The following is an 18,872-nucleotide window of genomic DNA, read 5'->3' on the forward strand; positions in this document are numbered from 1 at the left end:
GAGATTGTTCATGTCGTTATGATAGAATGTATTCTATTGAAAATATGAAAAGGAGCTAAAACATGCCGTTTACATTTGCACATCCAGCAGCTGTTCTCCCTTTCGCTAAGAAACATTCTAGCTATATTTCAGTGACGGCCCTTATATTAGGTAGTATGGCACCTGATTTTGAATATTTTTTACATTTTAGGCCATACGGTATTATTGGACATACATGGTCTGGGTTTTTATATTTGAATTTACCACTTGTTATTTTATTAGCATATGCATATCATCGTATTTTAAAAGGACCATGTATAACACATTTACCTAAGCCTTTTGCTAGTTACTATAAATATGTAGTAGATGAGAAGTGGGGGCTTTATACATGGAAAGACCTTTTTGTATTTTGCTATTCTGCTCTATTCGGTATGGTGACGCATGTAGTCTGGGATGCGTTTACTCATAAGACAGGCTATTTTGTTGTGAAAATGCCGTTGTTACAGCAAGAATTACATGGTATTCCAATTTACAAATATATGCAGCATGGGAGTACATGCTTTGGTCTACTATTACTAATATATGTACTATGGAAATATAGGAGAGAAACGGATAAAGATATTAGTTTAGCTTCGGAAAAAAGGAAATATTGGGCTTCATCAATCGTTGTGGCAGCCATTATATTTATCGTTCACGCGTTATTAGACCCCTATTTTCATATTTTCCAAATAGGAGGTATAATAGTAGCTGGACTGACAAGTTCGTTTTGTGGACTTCTCATTGTTTCTATAGTTTACAAAACAAGGGACTAATTAATGTATTTTAATGAATGATAGTGTTAGGAGAAATTAAATGATGAAAGCATGGAAAAGTATTTTTGTTTTATGTAGTTTTCTTCTTATGTTAAGTGGTTGCTTCCATCAAGAAGAAAAGAAAGCAGAACCTAAAAAGAAAGAATCTATTCCAGAAACAAAAGAGTATGGTGGGCGTGAGCTTAAAAAAATAGGGCAAAAGGTGAAAGAAAAAGGATGGGGGACTTTTGAATTAGAACAGATCAATTCTGTGAATCAAACATTTGAAGTGGCCCCAATGAAAATTCACGTACAAGACGTTAAAGTAATCTCATTATCACAAATGAGCAAAGATGCAAAAAATACATTAAAAGTGTATACTGCATTAACTCCTGAAGAAGTAAAGCGTAGATTGGGAGATAAAGTTAGTCAAGAAGATGCTGAATTATACGCATCGTTAAGTGGAACAGAGATTAGTGATACGATTCGTTATGTTGAAATTACATATAAGGTAGAAAATAGTGGAGATAAAAATATGCAATTTTTCTCCATGAATGATGTTACAATAAATGACAAACAACATTTTAATGTAGCGACCCAAAACTTTTTATACGATGAAGATACCCTCGTTGGTACAAAGAGTGTATCCAGGGAAGATTATAAGCCTGGTGAGACACGAGAAGGAATTATCGGTCTAATACTCGATGATGGAAAAGAAAAAGTAAAGGATATTAAGTTTACGACAGATGATTTAGCAGCAGGAGATACAAATGAAACTGTTAAAGAACCGCAAACTTTTAATATTTCACTTTCTAAATAAGATATCTTAATAATAATGTAAGAAAAAACAGTCAGCATTCAAAATTATGCTGACTGTTTTTTTAGTTCTTTAACGTATGACTCTACATTTTGAAAAGGCACTTTAATTTTAAAAGCATCTTTTTGTTCATTAAATTGTTTTTCATTATAAGGACCGAATCGTTTATTGTGTTTTACATCGATAATCCAATAATGTTCACTTTTTTTATTTGTTATTGCTGAATCAGGATTATTTGGATCTGATTTTTCCTCAATTTGTTTTGCGATAATATATTTATCATCCCAAGCAATCTCTGTAATCTTTGCAGGGATATACTGTGTTGCATATACAGCATCCTGTGTGGGGAAAAGTTCAAATGCATCTTCAGAAGTATGCATGAGTTCGTATTCATCGTTAATCGTATAGGTTAAATGATTTGTATTGCCTGCACAACCTGTTAATAAGAATGCGGCAAATAGGATTATCCATCTTTTCAATATGGGAACCTCCTTTACAATGCTGTTGTAACACATTGTACAAGAAAAGTAAGAGAAACGCTAGTTTACAATGTTTTTTAGAAGTGGTACGATGAAACGGGTAAAGAAGGATATGAAGGAGTCGACACAGAATGAAGTTAAAGATGCATCGTCCAGCGCTTGTAATGAATCGCATAGGTGCTTCCCTTATTGACATGTTTTTAATCTCGGTTACGTACGGTGCAGTAGTAGCTATTATCACCGGAAACTATAGTGCTATTTTTAATCGTTTTAATATAAGTTTAGGTGACTATAGGTATGACCTCACACTTGTTTTCATATTAATGGCAATAAATTTTATTGTGTTACCTTTTCTTTGGAACGGTTCTACACTTGGTAAAAAGGTAACAAGAACAAAAATAATCTCATTAACGAGTGAAAAACTAACGTTACAAACATTAATAATACGATTTTTTGTATTATTATTACCAGGCATATTATTACTTGGAATTCCATTAATATGCAATGTATATATGATGTTATTCCGCAAAGATAATTGTGGCTTCCATGATTTAATTGCAAAGACGAAAGTGATGAGTCTTGTATAAGCGATATGTAAATTATGTATTCTATTAAAAATAATAGTAATAAAGTGGGGGGGGGAATCAGCGTTTCTCTCCCTATTGATTATAAGCCTTACCAATCGTGTTTTTACGAGCAGCGAGACTCCCATTTAATTTAGATGGGAGTCTTATTTGAATTTTGTAAAAATAATCATTTACCTCTTATTATTTTACAAAATTCGATAAAAGGAATTGATATAATGGAATTTATATAGGGCGGATATCTCCTATATAGTACCCTCCATATTACTGAAGGATGTTTAAAGAAGCGAGTAGCTAATTCAAACATCCTATTTTTTGTTTTAATAGATTGAAAATTAAGAAAATTATATAATGAATACACATAATATTGTTATATAACAAAGGGGGAAGTTAGAATGACGGGAGGTAGCTTGATTTTTTGGGGAATTCTTATTTTTATCGGTTTAATTTTTGATCAATATAATAGTAAGAAAAAAGAAGGAGTAAAAAAGTAAACGTTTACAATTTATAGTGTTAACTTTTCCTGCTTGCAGACTAATCTAATAAAGGAGTATACTGAATGACGGTAAGACTTATAGAAGGGGTAATGAAAATGAAGCTTGCAGGAAAAGTTGCCATTGTAACTGGTGGTGGCATCGGTATTGGACGTAGTACAGCTCTTTTGTTGGCTAAGCAAGGCGCAAAAGTAATTGTGACGGACATTGATCAAGAAAGTGGACAAGCAACAGCGGATGAAATTACGAATCTAGGCGGAGAGGCACTTTTTGTCTCCTATGATATGGAAAAGCAAGGAGATTGGCAACGAGTTATCAGTTTTGCAATGGAGGCATACAGTCGTGTTGATATGCTTTTTCAAAATGCTGGTCTATATAAAATAGATTCTATTTTTTCCCGTCAACAAGAGAACGATTCCAATGTACTTTGTATTAATGATGTTTGGATAGAGATAAAACAATTAACGTCATCTTTTATGAAACAGCAAGAAGAAGTGGTGCTCAGTGACTTACCGGTTTTCGGTATTATTAGCACGAAAGGACAACCATTTCATACAATAGAAGCCCTAGTATAATAATGGAAAACCGCCCTAAGCATATATGTGGACGGTTTTTTTGTATGTTATATATTAAGAATTTACTTTTTAACGAATACGTTGTTCGGTTTGACTATCAAAGAAATGTGCTTTGTTCATATCAAATGCAAGTTTAATTTGGTCACCAGGTGAAAAAGTATGTCTTGCATCAACACGTGCTGCGAAATCTTGACTTCCAAGTTTCATATATATAATGGATTCAGCACCTAACAACTCTGCAACTTCAATTTTTGTTGTGAAAGTAGTAGATTGTGAAGCTTCTAAAAATAATAGTTCGTCATGAATATCTTCAGGGCGAATACCTAAAACGATTTCTTTATTTACATAGCCTTGTTCGCGTAATAATTTCATTTTTCCTTCAGATACTTTAATCTTTAGCGCGTTGTCTATAACGAAATCGGTTTCAGTTAATTTACCACGGAAGAAATTCATTGCTGGTGAGCTAATAAATCCACCAACGAAAATGTTTTCAGGTGTTTCATATACTTCTTTTGGAGTTCCGATTTGTTGGATCTTTCCGTCTTTCATAACAACAAGACGTGAAGCCATTGTCATTGCTTCTGTTTGATCATGTGTTACATAAATTGTCGTTGTGCCAAGGCGGTGGTGTAATTTGGAAATTTCTGAACGCATTGCAACACGTAGTTTTGCATCTAAGTTTGATAATGGTTCATCCATTAAGAAAACTTTTGCGTCTCGAACAATTGCTCGACCTAATGCAACACGTTGGCGTTGTCCACCAGATAAAGCTTTTGGTTTTCTATTTAAATATTCTTCAAGCCCTAAAATTTGAGCGGCATCTTTCACCCGACGGTCGATTTCATCTTTCGGTATTTTTCGAAGTTTTAATCCAAATGCCATATTATCATATACACTCATATGTGGATAAAGAGCGTAGTTTTGGAAGACCATTGCGATATCTCGATCTTTTGGAGGAACATCGTTCATTAGCTTACCATCAATTGAAAATTCTCCCTTTGAAATATCTTCAAGGCCAGCCACCATTCGTAGTGTTGTAGATTTTCCGCAGCCAGAAGGACCAACGAATACGATAAATTCTTTATCTTGAATGTGTAAATTAAAATCTGTTACGGCTGTTACGTTATTATCATATATTTTATAAATGTTTTCTAATTTCAGTTCTGCCATGATATTTCCCCCTAGAAATTTATGCAAACGTTTTCTTTGAATTCATTATAAACGAATAGATTCAAAAAATAAATAAAAACACTAGAAAAAAATAAAACGTTTTCATTCTTCTTATGAATATATAATAAGTTCCGTATGTTTTCTTAAAAAAAGAAAATAAACATTGTAAGCGCTATTTTAAATTTGGATAGAATCTGTTATCATTCAGTAATGAAAACGTTTGCGCCTTAAAAAAGAAAAAGAATTTATAGTATAGATGAAATGGGGTAGCATAATGGAAAAGCAATGGTGGAAAGAAAGTGTAGTATATCAAATTTATCCTCGTAGTTTTATGGATAGTAACGGTGATGGTATAGGTGATCTTCGTGGGATTCTTTCGAAGCTAGATTACTTAAAAGAATTAGGTATTGATGTAATTTGGTTATCACCAGTCTATGAATCTCCAAACGATGATAACGGTTATGATATAAGTGACTATTGTAAAATCATGCATGAGTTTGGATCAATGGGAGATTGGGATGAACTATTGCATGAGATGCATAAACGTAATATGAAACTTATGATGGACTTAGTTGTTAATCATACTTCAGATGAACATAATTGGTTTATTGAATCACGTAAATCGAAAGATAATGAATATAGAGATTACTATATATGGCGTCCTGGAAAAGACGGGAAAGAGCCGAATAATTGGGGAGCAGCTTTTAGTGGATCTGCATGGCAGTATGATGAAATGACAGATGAATATTATTTACATCTGTTTTCTAAAAAACAGCCAGATTTAAATTGGGATAATGAAAAGGTAAGACAAGATGTTTATGAAATGATGAAGTTTTGGTTAGAAAAAGGAATTGATGGATTCCGTATGGATGTTATTAATTTTATTTCTAAAGAAGAAGGCTTACCAGCTGTTGAAACTGACGAAGAAGGATATGTTTCAGGTCATAAGCATTTTATGAACGGTCCGAACATTCATAAATATTTGCATGAAATAAATGAAGAGGTATTGTCTCATTATGATATTATGACAGTTGGTGAAATGCCGGGAGTAACGACAGAAGAGGCCAAATTGTATACAGGAGAAGACCGGGACGAATTGCAAATGGTATTCCAATTTGAACATATGGATTTAGATTCTGGAGAAGGCGGGAAATGGGATGTAAAACCATGTTCACTCCTTACATTGAAACAAAATTTAACAAAATGGCAAAGAGCATTAGAACAAACGGGATGGAATAGTCTTTATTGGAATAATCATGATCAGCCGCGCGTTGTATCTCGTTTTGGTAATGATGGGATTTATCGTACTGAATCAGCGAAAATGTTAGCGACAGTACTTCATATGATGAAGGGAACACCGTATATTTATCAAGGGGAAGAAATCGGAATGACCAATGTTCGATTTGAATCAATTGATGAATATCGAGATATTGAAACACTAAATATGTATAAAGAAAAAGTTATAGAGCGTGGCGAAGATAAAGATAAAGTGATGCAATCTATTTATATAAAGGGCCGAGATAACGCTAGAACTCCGATGCAGTGGGATGATAGAGAACATGCTGGATTCACAATGGGTAAGCCTTGGATTGCGGTAAATCCTAATTACAAAGAGATTAATGTGAAACAGGCGATGCGAGACGAAGAATCAATTTTTTATTACTATAAAAAGTTAATTGAGTTACGCAAAAACAATGAAATAGTAGTGTATGGAGCATATAATTTAATACTAGAAAATAACCCGTCTATTTTTGCTTATGTAAGAACGTATGGAGAAGAAAGACTTCTTGTTATTGCAAACTTCACTGCGGATGAATGTGTATTTGAATTGCCTGAGGACATCATTTATAGCGAATCAGAGTTATTAATACACAATTACGACGTGGAAAGCGGATCGATAGATAACATTACATTACGTCCATATGAAGCAATGGTGTATAAATTAAAATAAGAAAAAGCCTTATGCCCGAGCGGCATAAGGCCTTTTCTATTACCATTTTAATATTGAGAATCCATACGGAGGGAGTGTAACTTGTAGTACACTTGCTTCCGCTGAAAATTCTTCATTTGTATATATATCGATTATTTTTTTTCCGGTAATATGAAGAGGGAGTGGAGCTGTAATTTCGTTGTTAGTAGGATTTAAAACGAAAAAGATAGTTTCACCTTCATATGTTTTTGTATAAGAAATATAATTATGTTCATCATTTGCTTCAATAAATTGAAAAGCACCATTTCCTCCAAATGCCTTATATTGTTTCCGTAATGAAATTAATGTTTGTATATGTGTAAATAATACATGGTCTTGTTCTTTTATATTCCAAATCATACATTTACGACAACCTGGGTCCATTCCGCCATCCATACCGATTTCGTCTCCGTAATAAATACAAGGAGAACCAATGAAGGAAAGGTGGAATACATAGAGTAACTTTAACTTATTTTTATCCCCGTTACATGTCGTTAAAATTCTTGGTGTGTCATGACTGTCTAATAAATGAAATGCAGCCTCGTTTACATTCATAGAGTAGGAATGTAAAGATTCTGTAATTTGTTTCATGAATTCACTTGCTTTAATGGAGTCGTTAGCAAAGTAAGAAAGTAGAGCATTTGTAACAGGGTAGCTCATGACAGCATCAAATTGATCACCTTGTAGCCATGGGAGTGCATCGTGCCAAATTTCTCCTAAAATATATACTTCAGGATTTATTGCTTTTATTTCACTTCGGAATTCTCTCCAAAAACTATGATCGACTTCATTTGCTACATCAAGGCGCCAACCATCTATATGGAATTCTCTTACCCAATAACGACCTACTTCAAGTAAGTATTCTTTTACATCTGGGTGTGCAGTATTTAATTTAGGCATATATGGTGTAAACGCGAAAGTATCGTAATTAGGAAGTGGCTCGGTTATGATCGGAAATTCATGAATGTGGAACCACTCTTTATAAGCTGACTTCTCGCCATTTTCTAGTACGTCTTGGAATTTATCGAAAAAATATCCACTATGATTAAAAACAGCGTCAAGCATTACTTTTATACCATGTTTATGACACGCCTGAACGAGTTCTTTAAAAGTTTCTTTTGTCCCAAATTGTGGATCAATTTCCATGTAGTCAATTGTGTCATATTTATGATTCGAATGAGCTTTAAAAATAGGAGTGAAATAAATGCCGGAGATTCCAAGCTTCGCAAGATAATTAAGATTTTGAAGAATCCCAGCAAAGTCACCTCCGAAAAAATTAGTCGCAGTTGGCTCTGTACTTCCCCAAGGAAGAGTATTCTTTGGATTTATTGCGCTATCCCCGTTAGCAAATCGTTCTGGGAAAATTTGATACCATACTGTGTCTTTAATCCAGGACGGGGCTTTGAAAACATCTTTTGCATGAATAAACGGAAAACAGAAAAAGTTACCAACATCGTCATTTGGGATGTTAGAAAAAAACCCGCGCTCTGTATAAATAAGAGTTTCTGCATCATTTTTTAATTCAAATCCATAACGTAAGCGTTTAAACTTTGGTTCAATCGAAATTAACCAATAATCAAATAGCTCAGTAGAACCAGTTTTTTTCATCGGTGTACTTGCTGTAATCCATTTCCCATCTTGCCATTCGTAAGGATCACCGTAGATGAGAGCGGCGGTGTGAACATCGTTTCTTTTTGTACGCATCCGGATGTGAATCGTTTTTTCGTCGTAAGCGTATGCATAATTATCTTTTGGCCTATGATAAATCGCTTCTTTAAACATATAGAAAATCCCCCTTTAATATCTCTATACATATCGTTCCCTTAAACGTAATAATAAAGAATGTGTTGCAAACGATTGCTTTTCTCATAACTTTAATATTGCTTATAAGAGTAGTATTCATTTCATATAAAGTCAATGTATAAAGAGTAGAAGAAGATTATTTTGAAAATTAATATTTGCAAAATGAATAAAAGGATGTATAATGATAGACAAATAGCGCAAACGTTTTCATAGATTATGATATTGTTTGCGCTTCTATTAAACTATCTAATGCAAACGTTTTCAATTAAAAGGTACATAGACAATTTAGGGAGGTTTTTGGGATGAAGAAAGCATTATCACTATTAACGATTTCAGCATTGTCAATCGGTATGTTATCTGCATGTGGACCGAAAGATTCAGGGAAAAAAGAAGCAAGTAAAGAGAAGAAAGATTATGATCTTCTCGTTTGGGAAGATGAGAAAAAAGGTGTTGGTCTAGAGCCGGCAGTGGAAAGTTTTGAAAAGAAATATAATGTGAAAGTAAAAGTTGTAGAGGTTCAGATGACGAAACAAATAGAAAAACTTCGTCTCGATGGTCCAGCTGGTACAGGACCAGATGTTGTAACATTACCGCATGATCATATTGGTAATGCGGTAACAGAAGGGCTACTTTCAGAGGTGAAAGTGGATGATACGGTAAAAAATAAATTTACAGATCTATCAATAAAGGCACAAACATACGACGGAAAACTATACGGTTTACCAAAAGCAATTGAAACACCAATTTTTATTTACAATAAAAAATTCATGCAAAAAGCACCAGAAACGATGGACGAGCTGTTTAACTTCTCAAAAGACTTTACGAAGGATGGCAAGTACGGATTTTTAGCATTAGGAGATAACTTCTATTTTGCTAACGCGTTTATGGCGGGTATGGGCGGTTATGTATTTGGTGAAAAAGATGGAAAACTGACTCCAACAGATATTGGATTAAATAATAGTGGTGCAGTACAAGGTGCTGAATATATTCAAAAATGGTATAAAGAAAAATTATTACCAAAAGGAATTATTGGTGAATCTGGCGGTTCAGCTGCAGATGGATTATTTAATGAAGGAAAAGCAGCATCTATTATGAACGGACCATGGGCATTCCAAGCGATGGAAAAGGCTGGAATTGATTATGGTGTTGCTCCAATGCCGAAATTACCAAATGGTCAACCGATGAAAACATTTGTTGGGGTAAAAGGATGGCATGTAACAAGCTTCTCTAAACAAAATGATTTAGCTACAAAATTCACTGAGTGGGTAACAAATGAAGAAAATGCAAAAATTCGATTTGAGAAAACAAAAGAAATTCCTCCAGTTAAATCAGTAATGGAAGATCCAGTTATTAAAGATAATGAGGCTGCAAAAGCAGTTGCGACTCAATCAGAAAATGGAATTCCAATGCCAAATATTCCAGAAATGCAAGAAGTTTGGAAACCAGCTGGAGATGCGCTTCAATTAGTTGTATCAAATAAACAAGAGCCAAAAGCAGCACTTGATGATGCAGTGAAACAAATTAAAGGTAATATTGAGGCAAATCATAGTAAGAAAAAATAAGGTGAAATTCGTGCCTCTAAATATGAGAGGCACGAATTCTCTCCCTTCCAAGTAGGAAGAAAAAAGGGGGAAGGAACATGCAAACATCTATAGAACCAACGAAAGATGTGAACGGTTCAAAGCATAGGAAATTAGCAACCATGTTATCAATCATTCCAGGCATTGGTCAACTATATAATAAACAATATGTTAAAGGTCTTATTTTTCTAGTATTAACAGGTTCATTTATTGTAGCATTTGCTGATTTATTAAATATAGGATTATGGGGAATTGTAACACTAGGTACAGAAGTTCCACGCGACCATTCTGTCTTTCTATTAGTAGAAGGGATTTTGGCACTTATCGTCATAGTGTTCGGACTAGGAATATATGCATTTAATTTATATGATGCATATCAAAATGGGAAGAAACGTGATATAGGAACACCATTAAACTCAGTAAAAGAGCAATATCGTAACTTATTAGATCAAGGTTTTCCATATTTAATGGTTTCACCAGGGTTTCTATTACTTATCTTTGTTGTTGTATTTCCAATCATTTTCGTAATTTTAATTGGATTTACGAACTACGATTTGTATCATTCGCCACCAGCTAAATTGGTTGATTGGGTGGGCTTTAAAAACTTTATTGATATTTTCACATTACCAATGTGGAGAGATACATTTTTAAGTGTGTTCTCTTGGACTGTCATTTGGACGTTCGTTGCAACGACATTACAAGTAGCACTTGGAATTTTTTTAGCGATTATCGTAAATCAGCCTGGTATTAAAGGGAAGGCGATTATTCGTACAATCTTTATTTTGCCGTGGGCTGTTCCAGCATTCGTGTCTATTCTTGTATTTGCTGGTATGTTTAATGAGACATTTGGAGCAATTAACAATCAAGTATTAGATTTATTCGGAATTGAAAAGGTTGCTTGGATGACTGATCCATTTTGGTCGAAAATCGCTTTAATTATGATTCAAACGTGGCTTGGATTCCCGTTTATCTTTGCAATGACAACAGGTATATTGCAATCGATTCCAGGAGAATTATATGAAGCAGCTACAGTAGATGGTGCAACAGCTTGGCAACAGTTCCGCAAAATTACATTGCCACTCGTTCTATATGCAACAGCTCCAATCTTAATTACACAATATACGTTTAACTTTAATAATTTTAGTATTATTTATCTATTTAATAGCGGGGGACCTGCTGTGTCTGGACAAAATGCAGGTGGAACGGATATTTTAATTTCATGGATTTATAAGTTAACGATGACTTCGGCGCAGTACGGAAAAGCAGCAGCTCTTACAATGATTTTATCGTTAATCGTTATTACAGTTGCGTTATGGCAATTTAAGAGAACAAAATCATTCCAAGAAGAGGATATGATGTAAATGAATATTAAACGACAAAAGATGTTACGTCTTTCATTAAGTTATTTCGTTATCTTCATAATGTGTGTCATTATTTTCTATCCATTACTATGGATTATTGGCTCATCGTTTAATCCAGGAGATAGTTTGTCTGGCTCTAGCATTATTCCTAAAAATGCAACGTTAGATCATTATCGTCAGCTACTTGATCTTGATTCAAGTAATTACTTACTTTGGTATAAAAATACTTTAAAAATTAGTGTAATGACGATGATCTTTTCGGTGTTAGCAATTAGCTTTACTGCTTATGCGTTTTCGAGATATCGTTTTGTTGGAAGAAAGAATGGTTTATTAACATTTTTAATTCTCCAAATGATCCCGAACTTTGCAGCGTTAATCGCGCTATATATATTAGCTCAGTTAACAGGATTAATTGATACACATCTTGCATTAATTTTAATTTATGTGGGCGGAGCAATTCCGATGAATACATGGCTTATGAAAGGGTATTTTGATACGATTCCGAAAGAGTTGGACGAATCAGCTCGAATGGATGGAGCAGGGCATTTCCGTATTTTCTGGCAAATTATTATGCCACTTGCAAAACCAATCGTAGCGGTTGTAGCGTTATTCACTTTCATCGGTCCATTTACAGATTTTATTTTAGCGAGTGTTATTTTGCGCACACCGGAAAATTATACTTTAGCAGTTGGGTTATATGAAATGGTAGCGAAAAAATTTGGTAATGAATTTACAACATTTGCAGCGGGTTCTGTATTAATTGCAATACCAATTTCGATTTTATTCCTATCATTACAAAAATACTTTATTTCTGGTTTAACAGCTGGAGGTACGAAAGGATGAAAATGGGACATTACGTCCCATTTCTCTTTTCATCTCCCTATAAAAAATTTGTAGGGAGATGAAAAGAGATTTGACATCACATGTGAAAAGATGTGAAATAAATAGTATATTATAGTATAGGAAAATAAAGCTATATCCCTTACAATACATGGAGAGGGAGAAGATAATAATTTTTGCAAGATAGAACGAAGTGATGAAAGTTTGCGATTTCTCCTATTACTTGCAACGATTGCAAGATAACAATATATGAAATATGGCAGAAAAGTGAGAGGAGGGGATTTTTATGACAGTTACAATTAAAGATGTGGCGAAGAAAGCAAATGTTGCACCATCGACGGTTTCACGTGTAATTGCTGATAATCCAAGTATAAGTGAAAAAACAAAGCGCCGTGTTCGAAAAGTAATGAGTGAACTAGGCTATCACCCAAATTTAAATGCAAGAAACCTTGCGAACCAAACAACGAAAACGCTTGGACTCGTTATGCCGAGTTCTGCAAGTAAAGCTTTTCAAAATCCATTTTTCCCAGAAGTTATAAGAGGAATTAGCTCATTCGCACACATGGAAGGGTATGCGCTCTATATGTCGACAGGTGAAACGGAAGACGAAATTTTTAATGGTGTTGTAAAGATGGTGCAAGGGCGTCAAATTGGTGGAATTATTCTTTTATATTCAAGAGAAAATGACCGAATCATTCAGTATTTACATAATCAAAATTTCCCGTTTGTTTTAATCGGAAAACCATATGATCGAAAAGATGAAATTACATATGTAGATAATGACAATTATACGGCTGCAAGAGAAGTAGCGGAATATTTGATTTCATTAGGGCATAAACAAATCGCGTTCATTGGCGGTGGCTCAGATTTACTTGTAACGAGAGATCGTTTGGCAGGTATGAGTGATGCTTTGAAACTAGCAGACATTTTATTACCGAAAGAGTATATTTTACATTTTGATTTCTCAAGAGAAGGTGGACAACAGGCTGTAGAGGAGTTAATGGGACTTGAACAACCACCGACAGCAATTATGGCGACTGATGATTTAATTGGACTTGGCGTACTAAGCGCACTTTCTAAAAAAGGGTTCGTTGTACCAAAGGATGTTTCTATTGTAAGCTTTAACAATGCCTTATTATCAGAAATAGCTAGTCCACCACTTTCGACAGTTGATGTGAATATTTATCAATTAGGGTATGAAGCAGCAAAAGCTTTAGTCGATAAGGTGGAGCATTCGGAGTCTACTGCAAAATGTATCATTATTCCGCATAAGTTATTGAAACGTCAAACTTGTGATCATTATGCATAAAAAAGCTAAGAGTTTAACTCTTAGCTTTTTGCTTTAGAAAGGCTTCTAAACGGTCACAGCCTTCTTTTAAAGTTTCGATACTATAAGCGTAGGAAAGGCGAAGGTAGCCTTCACCGTATTCAGAAAATGCCGTTCCAGGAACGACGGCCAGCCCGGCTTCTTTTACAAGATCAAGTGCAAAATCAAATGATGAAGATGTTAAGTTTCCGACATATGGGAATAAGTAAAACGCCCCCGTTGGCTTCTCGACTGTTAAGCCCATTTGAATGAGTCTATTATATACATAATCAAGGCGCTTTTTATATTGGTGGCGCATCACCTTCGGTGCATCTTTAGCAGCTGTTAAAGCCTCGATTGCAGCATATTGGGCAATTGAAGTAGCACATGTAACATTGTATTGGTGAACTTTTAAAATATGTTTTGCTAAATAGCTTGGGGCAAATAAAAGTCCGATACGCCAGCCAGTCATAGAGTGTGATTTTGATAAGCCGTTAATGACAATAGTCTTCTCTCGCATTTCTGGGAAATGAGCAATAGACATGTGCTTTTCTTCATATACAAGTTCACTATAAATTTCATCAGAAAGAACGAATATATTTTTATCTTTTAAGACAGATACAATATCTTTTAATTCTTCTTTTGATAGGGTAACACCAGTTGGATTAGAAGGATACGGTAAAACAACGCATCTTGTTCGTTCAGTAATTGCATTTTGCAATGCTTCAGCTGTTAAACGAAATCCAGTTTCACGAACATCTATAAAAATAGGCGTTGCACCGCATAGTCGAATAATAGGCTCGTAACCTGGATAAATAGGAGCAGGTAAAATCACTTCCGTTCCTGGTTCCAAAATTGTACGGAATGCAACATCAATCGCTTCGCTAGCACCGATTGTAACAATGGTTTCGTTTTCAGGTGAATAGTGTAAATCGTAATTATCTTTTACAAAGTTACAAGCCGCCTCGCGTAATTTTAGTAAACCAGCGTTATGTGTATAGCTTGTATAATTTTCTGTAATGGCCCGTTTAGCAGCTTCTTTTACTAGAGAAGGTGTAGGGAAATCGGGTTGCCCAATTGTTAAAGAGATAAGATTATCATAGTTTTGAATCATGTTAGAGAACTGGCGGATTCCAGAAATTTGGATGTCCTTCACTCTAGGGTTAATGAATTGTTCCATTGTATCTCCCTTTCTTCCGTTTGAAAATTAAGTTCATTTTATCATATTTTTCATTATTACGCTTTGTATATAAACTTTATCCTGCTATTTGTGAACGGTAAGGATCTCCTATATTAAAATTCAATGGAAGTAAGAGATAAGAACAGATTAGGTGTGAGGTAATTAAGATTTTCCTTCAATCTAGGTATAAATGTTGTGCTGTACGTATTGCACAAAAAAAGCCGCTGAAAGCGACTTTTTAATAACCGTATTCCCAATCTATTTCATCTTCGTTCCAAAGTACTGAAGATACTTTGCCAAGATGGACAACAGATTCATTTACAGCACATGTACAGTTTTCTTCCCCCGTTTTATGTTGCAATTCTTCGTATACTGATTTTTCAACGTTTTCTAGCACAACCAAATTTTCTTCTTTTAAAACAAGCGTAGTACCCGCCATATTTATCTTCCTCCTACTAAAGTAATGATCACTTATTTGTAAACATAGATAGTATGGATTATATGCTGTATTTTGCGATAGTTGTCCGTCCAGTGAAGTGTTTTTTATTTTCTTTGTAATCCGTATTCATTGTATACTGCACGAAGGAAATTTGGTACAGGGTTTACAATCATTTCGGAAATCTGTAACATTTATTATTAGTTGTTAACAAATAATTAACAAATATGTTAAGAAAAATCAAAATTTTAAAACAAATAGACTTATAAATGATATAATCATATCAAAATACATATAGGGGATGAGAGGCTATGGAGCTTATCCGTGATTTAATGATCCAAATTGCCATCATTATTTTGCCACTATTTTTATATGAAGCGATTCGTTTAAGTCGTTATCAAGAAATGCTTCCGAAGCCTAATCGCTACTTTATTATGTTTTTATCTAGCGTTACACTCGTTCTCTCCATGACATATTCTATTTGCTTTGGTACCGTTTGCGGATACAATTTTCATCCAATCCCGATTGTTAGTGGTTTTTTATATGGTGGGATTGTTGGGCTCATCCCTGCCATTATTTTTGTTACATATGAATGGTTTTTAAAGGGAATCAGTTGGTTTCCTATCGTAGAAGTAATAGTTCTTTCGATAATTCCATTGTTCTTGTCAAAGAAATGGTCTCTTTTTTCAAGAGATAAGAAGCTAATATTAGCTTTTATGATTTCATCAGTTTATGTTCTTGTTTCATTAGTATTTAGCATGTTTAATGTCCTTTTGGACACAGGCTTTACACCGTATATATCTCATCTATATAGTAGGTATATATTTGCTTCACTTATTATGGTTATGACAATGGTATTTCAAGTATATTTGACTGAGTATTTAAATGAGAATGCATTATTGCGTACAGAGATGCAAAAATCAGAAAAACTTAATATTGTAAGTGAGCTAGCTGCAAGTGTAGCGCATGAAGTTCGAAATCCCCTCACTGTTGTACGGGGATTTATCCAATTACTAGAGAGTACGGAAGACGTGAAAAATAAAGAGTATATGCGTCTCGTATTAGCTGAACTAGATCGTGCTGAACAAATTATTTCAGATTATTTGAATTTAGCAAGGCCCCAAATTGAAAAGAAAGAGCATATTTGTTTATCAGCGCAATTGATTGAAATGACAACTCTTATGTCATCATTTGCAGCGATGCAAGGTGTATATTTGCAAGTTGAGATTTCTGAGAGTCTTTACACAATCGGTGATAAGACGAAGTTGAAGCAAGCTATTATGAATGTTGTTAAAAACGGTATTGAAGCAATTCAAGGAAACAAAGGGTATTTAAAAGTAACAGCTGTTCAAAAAGATGAAATGATCGTAATAAGAGTTAAAGATAGTGGTGTTGGAATGACAAAAGAACAGTTAGCAAGGCTTGGACAACCTTATTATTCTTTGAAAGAAAAAGGAACAGGATTAGGGCTTATGGTAACATTTAGTATTTTACAAGCACATAATGGTACACTGGAATATAAAAGTGAAAGTGGAAAAGGAACTGAAGCGATTATTATATTGCCAGCTGTAAGAAATAAGGAATAAAAGTTACCGGTAGAAGGTAACTTTTTATTTTATATTACATTAGAAAAATATATATGATTTTACTCATTTGTTTTTTCTTGTTTTGTTCGAACAAATAAACTTCTAAATGATTGAAAGAAGCTTTGCTCTTTTGAGGCGGCGACTAATCTTTTTGTTTCTTGAATTTCGCGAATAACTTGCATAAGCTGTGCATCACGGCTACTGTCTTTATTGTAAATTTGGTTGACAAGTTTATTCATTTTCTCTTCTTGTTTGGATTCTCGCTTATACATATGATTCATTAATAAGTCCATCTTTTCTTTTTGGAGTGCATCTGTTTGAGCAGCGTGATCAACTAGCTCTTGTAGCATTTTTTCTTGTGAACCTTCTTTGACATAAACTTGTTGCATCAGTTCATCTAACTTCTCATCTTTTAAACGATTTTGTGTAATAAGGGTAGAATTTTGATGAATAATTGCCTCATTTAATTGAGCGAGCATCTCAAGCTTTAACATGAATTCTTCAAAGTTACGCCCGTCATCTTTTGTTTGTACTTCTTGTTTGTTTTGTGCAATTGGTATTGGGGGATTATCTTTTTCCTTTAAAATAATTGGAATTGTTTCTGAAATATCTTCTTGTAATGTCGCTGCTCTTTCGTGTATGGATTTTAATAGTTTTAAATCATCCATTCTATAAATACGCGCATCAGCAGCTTTTGAAATGATATAACCATGTTCCTCTAAAAGTTGACTATATTTTCGAACTGTATGTTTTGGGATGCCTGTTTTATTCGTGACATCTTTCGTTTTATAGATTGCGTCCATGAAATTTCCTCCCCAAAAAGTATCGTATATACCAATTCAATCTTTTATGATAACTTCCTTTGAAAAAGAATGTCGGAAGGTTATTAGTTTTCTACAGGATTAGTGAAAAGGTGAGGGAAAATGAATGTTTTTGGCGGAATGGAGAGGAAGAGCTAAAATAATGTCTGAAAACATATATAGAAGAAGTTTGTTATAATAACTGAGGAAAAGAAATTGGTAGGAACATGGAGGTACACATGAAGCAATTAAAAGGTATTATCATTTCAATTATTGCAATTCTTTCTCTGCTGGTAGCGGTCTATGAAGTACTTATTCCAGAGGAGACAAGTAATAAAAAAACAACAACTACGTATGATCAAGTTTTAGAGTTCCCGAAAGAACGTTATCCAGAGACGGGAAAACATATAACGGATGCTATAAAAGAAGGGCATTCAGAAATCTGTACAATTGATCGTAATGGTGCAGCGGATAGAAGGAAATTATCGTTAGCACCATATCCGTCGAAGAAAGGTTATGATCGCGATGAATGGCCAATGGCGATGTGTAAGGAAGGCGGAAAAGGAGCTCATATTGAATATATAAGTCCAGCAGATAATCGTGGTGCAGGTTCTTGGGTAGGGAATAAGCTAGATAAATATCCAGATGGTACGCGTGTGAAATTTGAAGTGAAGTAGTAACCGGCGTACATTTCATAGTGGAGGAGAAGGATAGTTATGGAATTAACAATTTCATATTCGCAATTAATGGTGATGAACTCTGATAATCAGCAGCCTTATGTAGATTGGACTCCTGAAGATTTTGAAAGAGGTTATGCTGAGGTGGATGGAGCGATTATTTTTGAAGCAATCTCTGACTATACTTGTGAAGTAGAAGTGACTTGTGGAAAGCATATTGAGAAGGAAGAAGTGGTTCGAACGATATCAGTTCCTTTCACTGTGAAGAATGAAGGAGTTTTTATAACGAGTATTCTTTCTAATAAATTGCATATTCCTATTCCGAATGGGGAATATATGATAGTCTTGCAGGCGACTCCTCTTGAAAAGCCAACAGACGATGAATTGTATAAAGTACGATACGACTTCTGTTTTGAGAGTGTAGAATAAAAAAGCGTGTTATCCT

The 18,872-nt window shown here is 34.4% G+C and carries 19 protein-coding genes; 13 read left to right on the forward strand and 6 right to left on the reverse strand.

Annotation, left to right across the window (positions count from 1 at the left end; translation table 11 throughout):
- The first annotated feature begins 62 nt into the window (after positions 1–62).
- Both U860_RS0123390 and U860_RS0123395 read left to right on the forward strand, forming a co-directional pair.
- Positions 63–791 (forward strand): DUF4184 family protein, encoded by a 729-nt coding sequence (locus tag U860_RS0123390; protein WP_025150402.1) that lies wholly within the window; start codon positions 63–65, stop codon positions 789–791.
- A 40-nt stretch (positions 792–831) separates the two neighbouring features.
- The gene (locus U860_RS0123395; RefSeq protein ID WP_025150403.1) at positions 832–1,590 is read left to right on the forward strand and encodes a hypothetical protein; all 759 of its coding nucleotides are present in this window, start codon (positions 832–834) and stop codon (positions 1,588–1,590) included.
- Between the two features lie 44 nt (positions 1,591–1,634).
- Here the strand turns inward: U860_RS0123395 and U860_RS0123400 are convergent, their stop codons facing one another.
- Positions 1,635–2,066 carry a DUF3997 domain-containing protein gene (locus U860_RS0123400; protein ID WP_025150404.1) on the reverse strand — a complete coding sequence of 144 codons (432 nt, stop codon included), beginning with the start codon at positions 2,064–2,066 and terminating at the stop codon, positions 1,635–1,637.
- A gap of 131 nt (positions 2,067–2,197) precedes the next feature.
- Between U860_RS0123400 and U860_RS0123405 the strand changes: the two genes are divergently transcribed.
- The 3 genes from U860_RS0123405 to U860_RS0123415 all read left to right on the forward strand — a co-directional run bounded on the left by U860_RS0123405 (position 2,198) and on the right by U860_RS0123415 (position 3,719).
- Complete coding sequence (locus tag U860_RS0123405) at positions 2,198–2,653, forward strand: RDD family protein (RefSeq protein WP_025150405.1); 456 nt, start codon at positions 2,198–2,200, stop codon at positions 2,651–2,653.
- Between the two features lie 392 nt (positions 2,654–3,045).
- A complete protein-coding gene (locus U860_RS0123410) occupies positions 3,046–3,144 on the forward strand; it encodes a hypothetical protein (protein WP_002173252.1) in 99 nt (32 codons plus the stop codon).
- Positions 3,145–3,209: 65 nt separating this feature from the next.
- On the forward strand, positions 3,210–3,719 hold the full coding sequence (locus U860_RS0123415; protein ID WP_025150406.1) for an SDR family NAD(P)-dependent oxidoreductase: 510 nt from the start codon (positions 3,210–3,212) through the stop codon (positions 3,717–3,719).
- 69 nt (positions 3,720–3,788) lie between these two features.
- Here the strand turns inward: U860_RS0123415 and ugpC are convergent, their stop codons facing one another.
- Complete coding sequence (gene ugpC / locus U860_RS0123420; RefSeq protein WP_025150407.1) at positions 3,789–4,889, reverse strand: sn-glycerol-3-phosphate ABC transporter ATP-binding protein UgpC; 1,101 nt, start codon at positions 4,887–4,889, stop codon at positions 3,789–3,791.
- Between the two features lie 274 nt (positions 4,890–5,163).
- On the opposite strand from ugpC, the gene U860_RS0123425 reads away from it, so the two are divergent.
- Positions 5,164–6,840, forward strand: a complete 1,677-nt coding sequence (locus tag U860_RS0123425) for an alpha-glucosidase (protein ID WP_025150408.1) — start codon at positions 5,164–5,166, stop codon at positions 6,838–6,840.
- A 39-nt stretch (positions 6,841–6,879) separates the two neighbouring features.
- On the opposite strand, the gene U860_RS0123430 is transcribed toward U860_RS0123425, so the two are convergent.
- Positions 6,880–8,640: an alpha-glycosidase gene (locus U860_RS0123430; RefSeq protein ID WP_025150409.1), complete on the reverse strand. Its 1,761-nt coding sequence runs from the start codon at positions 8,638–8,640 to the stop codon at positions 6,880–6,882.
- Between the two features lie 323 nt (positions 8,641–8,963).
- On the opposite strand from U860_RS0123430, the gene U860_RS0123435 reads away from it, so the two are divergent.
- From U860_RS0123435 to malR, 4 genes are all read left to right on the forward strand, one after another.
- A complete protein-coding gene (locus tag U860_RS0123435) occupies positions 8,964–10,223 on the forward strand; it encodes an extracellular solute-binding protein (RefSeq protein ID WP_025150410.1) in 1,260 nt (419 codons plus the stop codon).
- 77 nt (positions 10,224–10,300) lie between these two features.
- Positions 10,301–11,602, forward strand: coding sequence for a maltosaccharide ABC transporter permease MalC (gene malC / locus U860_RS0123440; protein ID WP_025150411.1), 1,302 nt, complete (start codon positions 10,301–10,303; stop codon positions 11,600–11,602).
- Positions 11,603–12,445, forward strand: coding sequence for a maltosaccharide ABC transporter permease MalD (gene malD, locus U860_RS0123445; RefSeq protein WP_025150412.1), 843 nt, complete (start codon positions 11,603–11,605; stop codon positions 12,443–12,445).
- Positions 12,446–12,728: 283 nt separating this feature from the next.
- The gene (malR, locus tag U860_RS0123450) at positions 12,729–13,751 is read left to right on the forward strand and encodes a maltose operon transcriptional repressor MalR (RefSeq protein WP_002173244.1); all 1,023 of its coding nucleotides are present in this window, start codon (positions 12,729–12,731) and stop codon (positions 13,749–13,751) included.
- A 13-nt stretch (positions 13,752–13,764) separates the two neighbouring features.
- On the opposite strand, the gene U860_RS0123455 is transcribed toward malR, so the two are convergent.
- Together U860_RS0123455 and U860_RS0123460 are read right to left on the reverse strand one after the other, a co-directional pair.
- Positions 13,765–14,928 carry an aminotransferase A gene (locus U860_RS0123455; protein WP_025150413.1) on the reverse strand — a complete coding sequence of 388 codons (1,164 nt, stop codon included), beginning with the start codon at positions 14,926–14,928 and terminating at the stop codon, positions 13,765–13,767.
- A 238-nt stretch (positions 14,929–15,166) separates the two neighbouring features.
- Positions 15,167–15,367 carry a hypothetical protein gene (locus U860_RS0123460; protein WP_000929285.1) on the reverse strand — a complete coding sequence of 67 codons (201 nt, stop codon included), beginning with the start codon at positions 15,365–15,367 and terminating at the stop codon, positions 15,167–15,169.
- 308 nt (positions 15,368–15,675) lie between these two features.
- Between U860_RS0123460 and U860_RS0123465 the strand changes: the two genes are divergently transcribed.
- Positions 15,676–16,950, forward strand: a complete 1,275-nt coding sequence (locus U860_RS0123465; RefSeq protein WP_025150414.1) for a sensor histidine kinase — start codon at positions 15,676–15,678, stop codon at positions 16,948–16,950.
- A 59-nt stretch (positions 16,951–17,009) separates the two neighbouring features.
- Here the strand turns inward: U860_RS0123465 and U860_RS0123470 are convergent, their stop codons facing one another.
- Positions 17,010–17,753: a DUF3967 domain-containing protein gene (locus tag U860_RS0123470; protein WP_025150415.1), complete on the reverse strand. Its 744-nt coding sequence runs from the start codon at positions 17,751–17,753 to the stop codon at positions 17,010–17,012.
- A 236-nt stretch (positions 17,754–17,989) separates the two neighbouring features.
- On the opposite strand from U860_RS0123470, the gene nucA reads away from it, so the two are divergent.
- Together nucA and comJ are read left to right on the forward strand one after the other, a co-directional pair.
- On the forward strand, positions 17,990–18,427 hold the full coding sequence (nucA, locus tag U860_RS0123475) for a DNA-entry nuclease (protein ID WP_025150416.1): 438 nt from the start codon (positions 17,990–17,992) through the stop codon (positions 18,425–18,427).
- Positions 18,428–18,466: 39 nt separating this feature from the next.
- On the forward strand, positions 18,467–18,856 hold the full coding sequence (comJ, locus tag U860_RS0123480) for a competence protein ComJ (RefSeq protein WP_025150417.1): 390 nt from the start codon (positions 18,467–18,469) through the stop codon (positions 18,854–18,856).
- Positions 18,857–18,872 lie beyond the last annotated feature (16 nt).

Source organism: Bacillus sp. H1a (assembly GCF_000633475.1).
In the GTDB taxonomy this organism is placed as follows: Bacteria; Bacillota; Bacilli; order Bacillales; family Bacillaceae_G; genus Bacillus_A; species Bacillus_A paramycoides.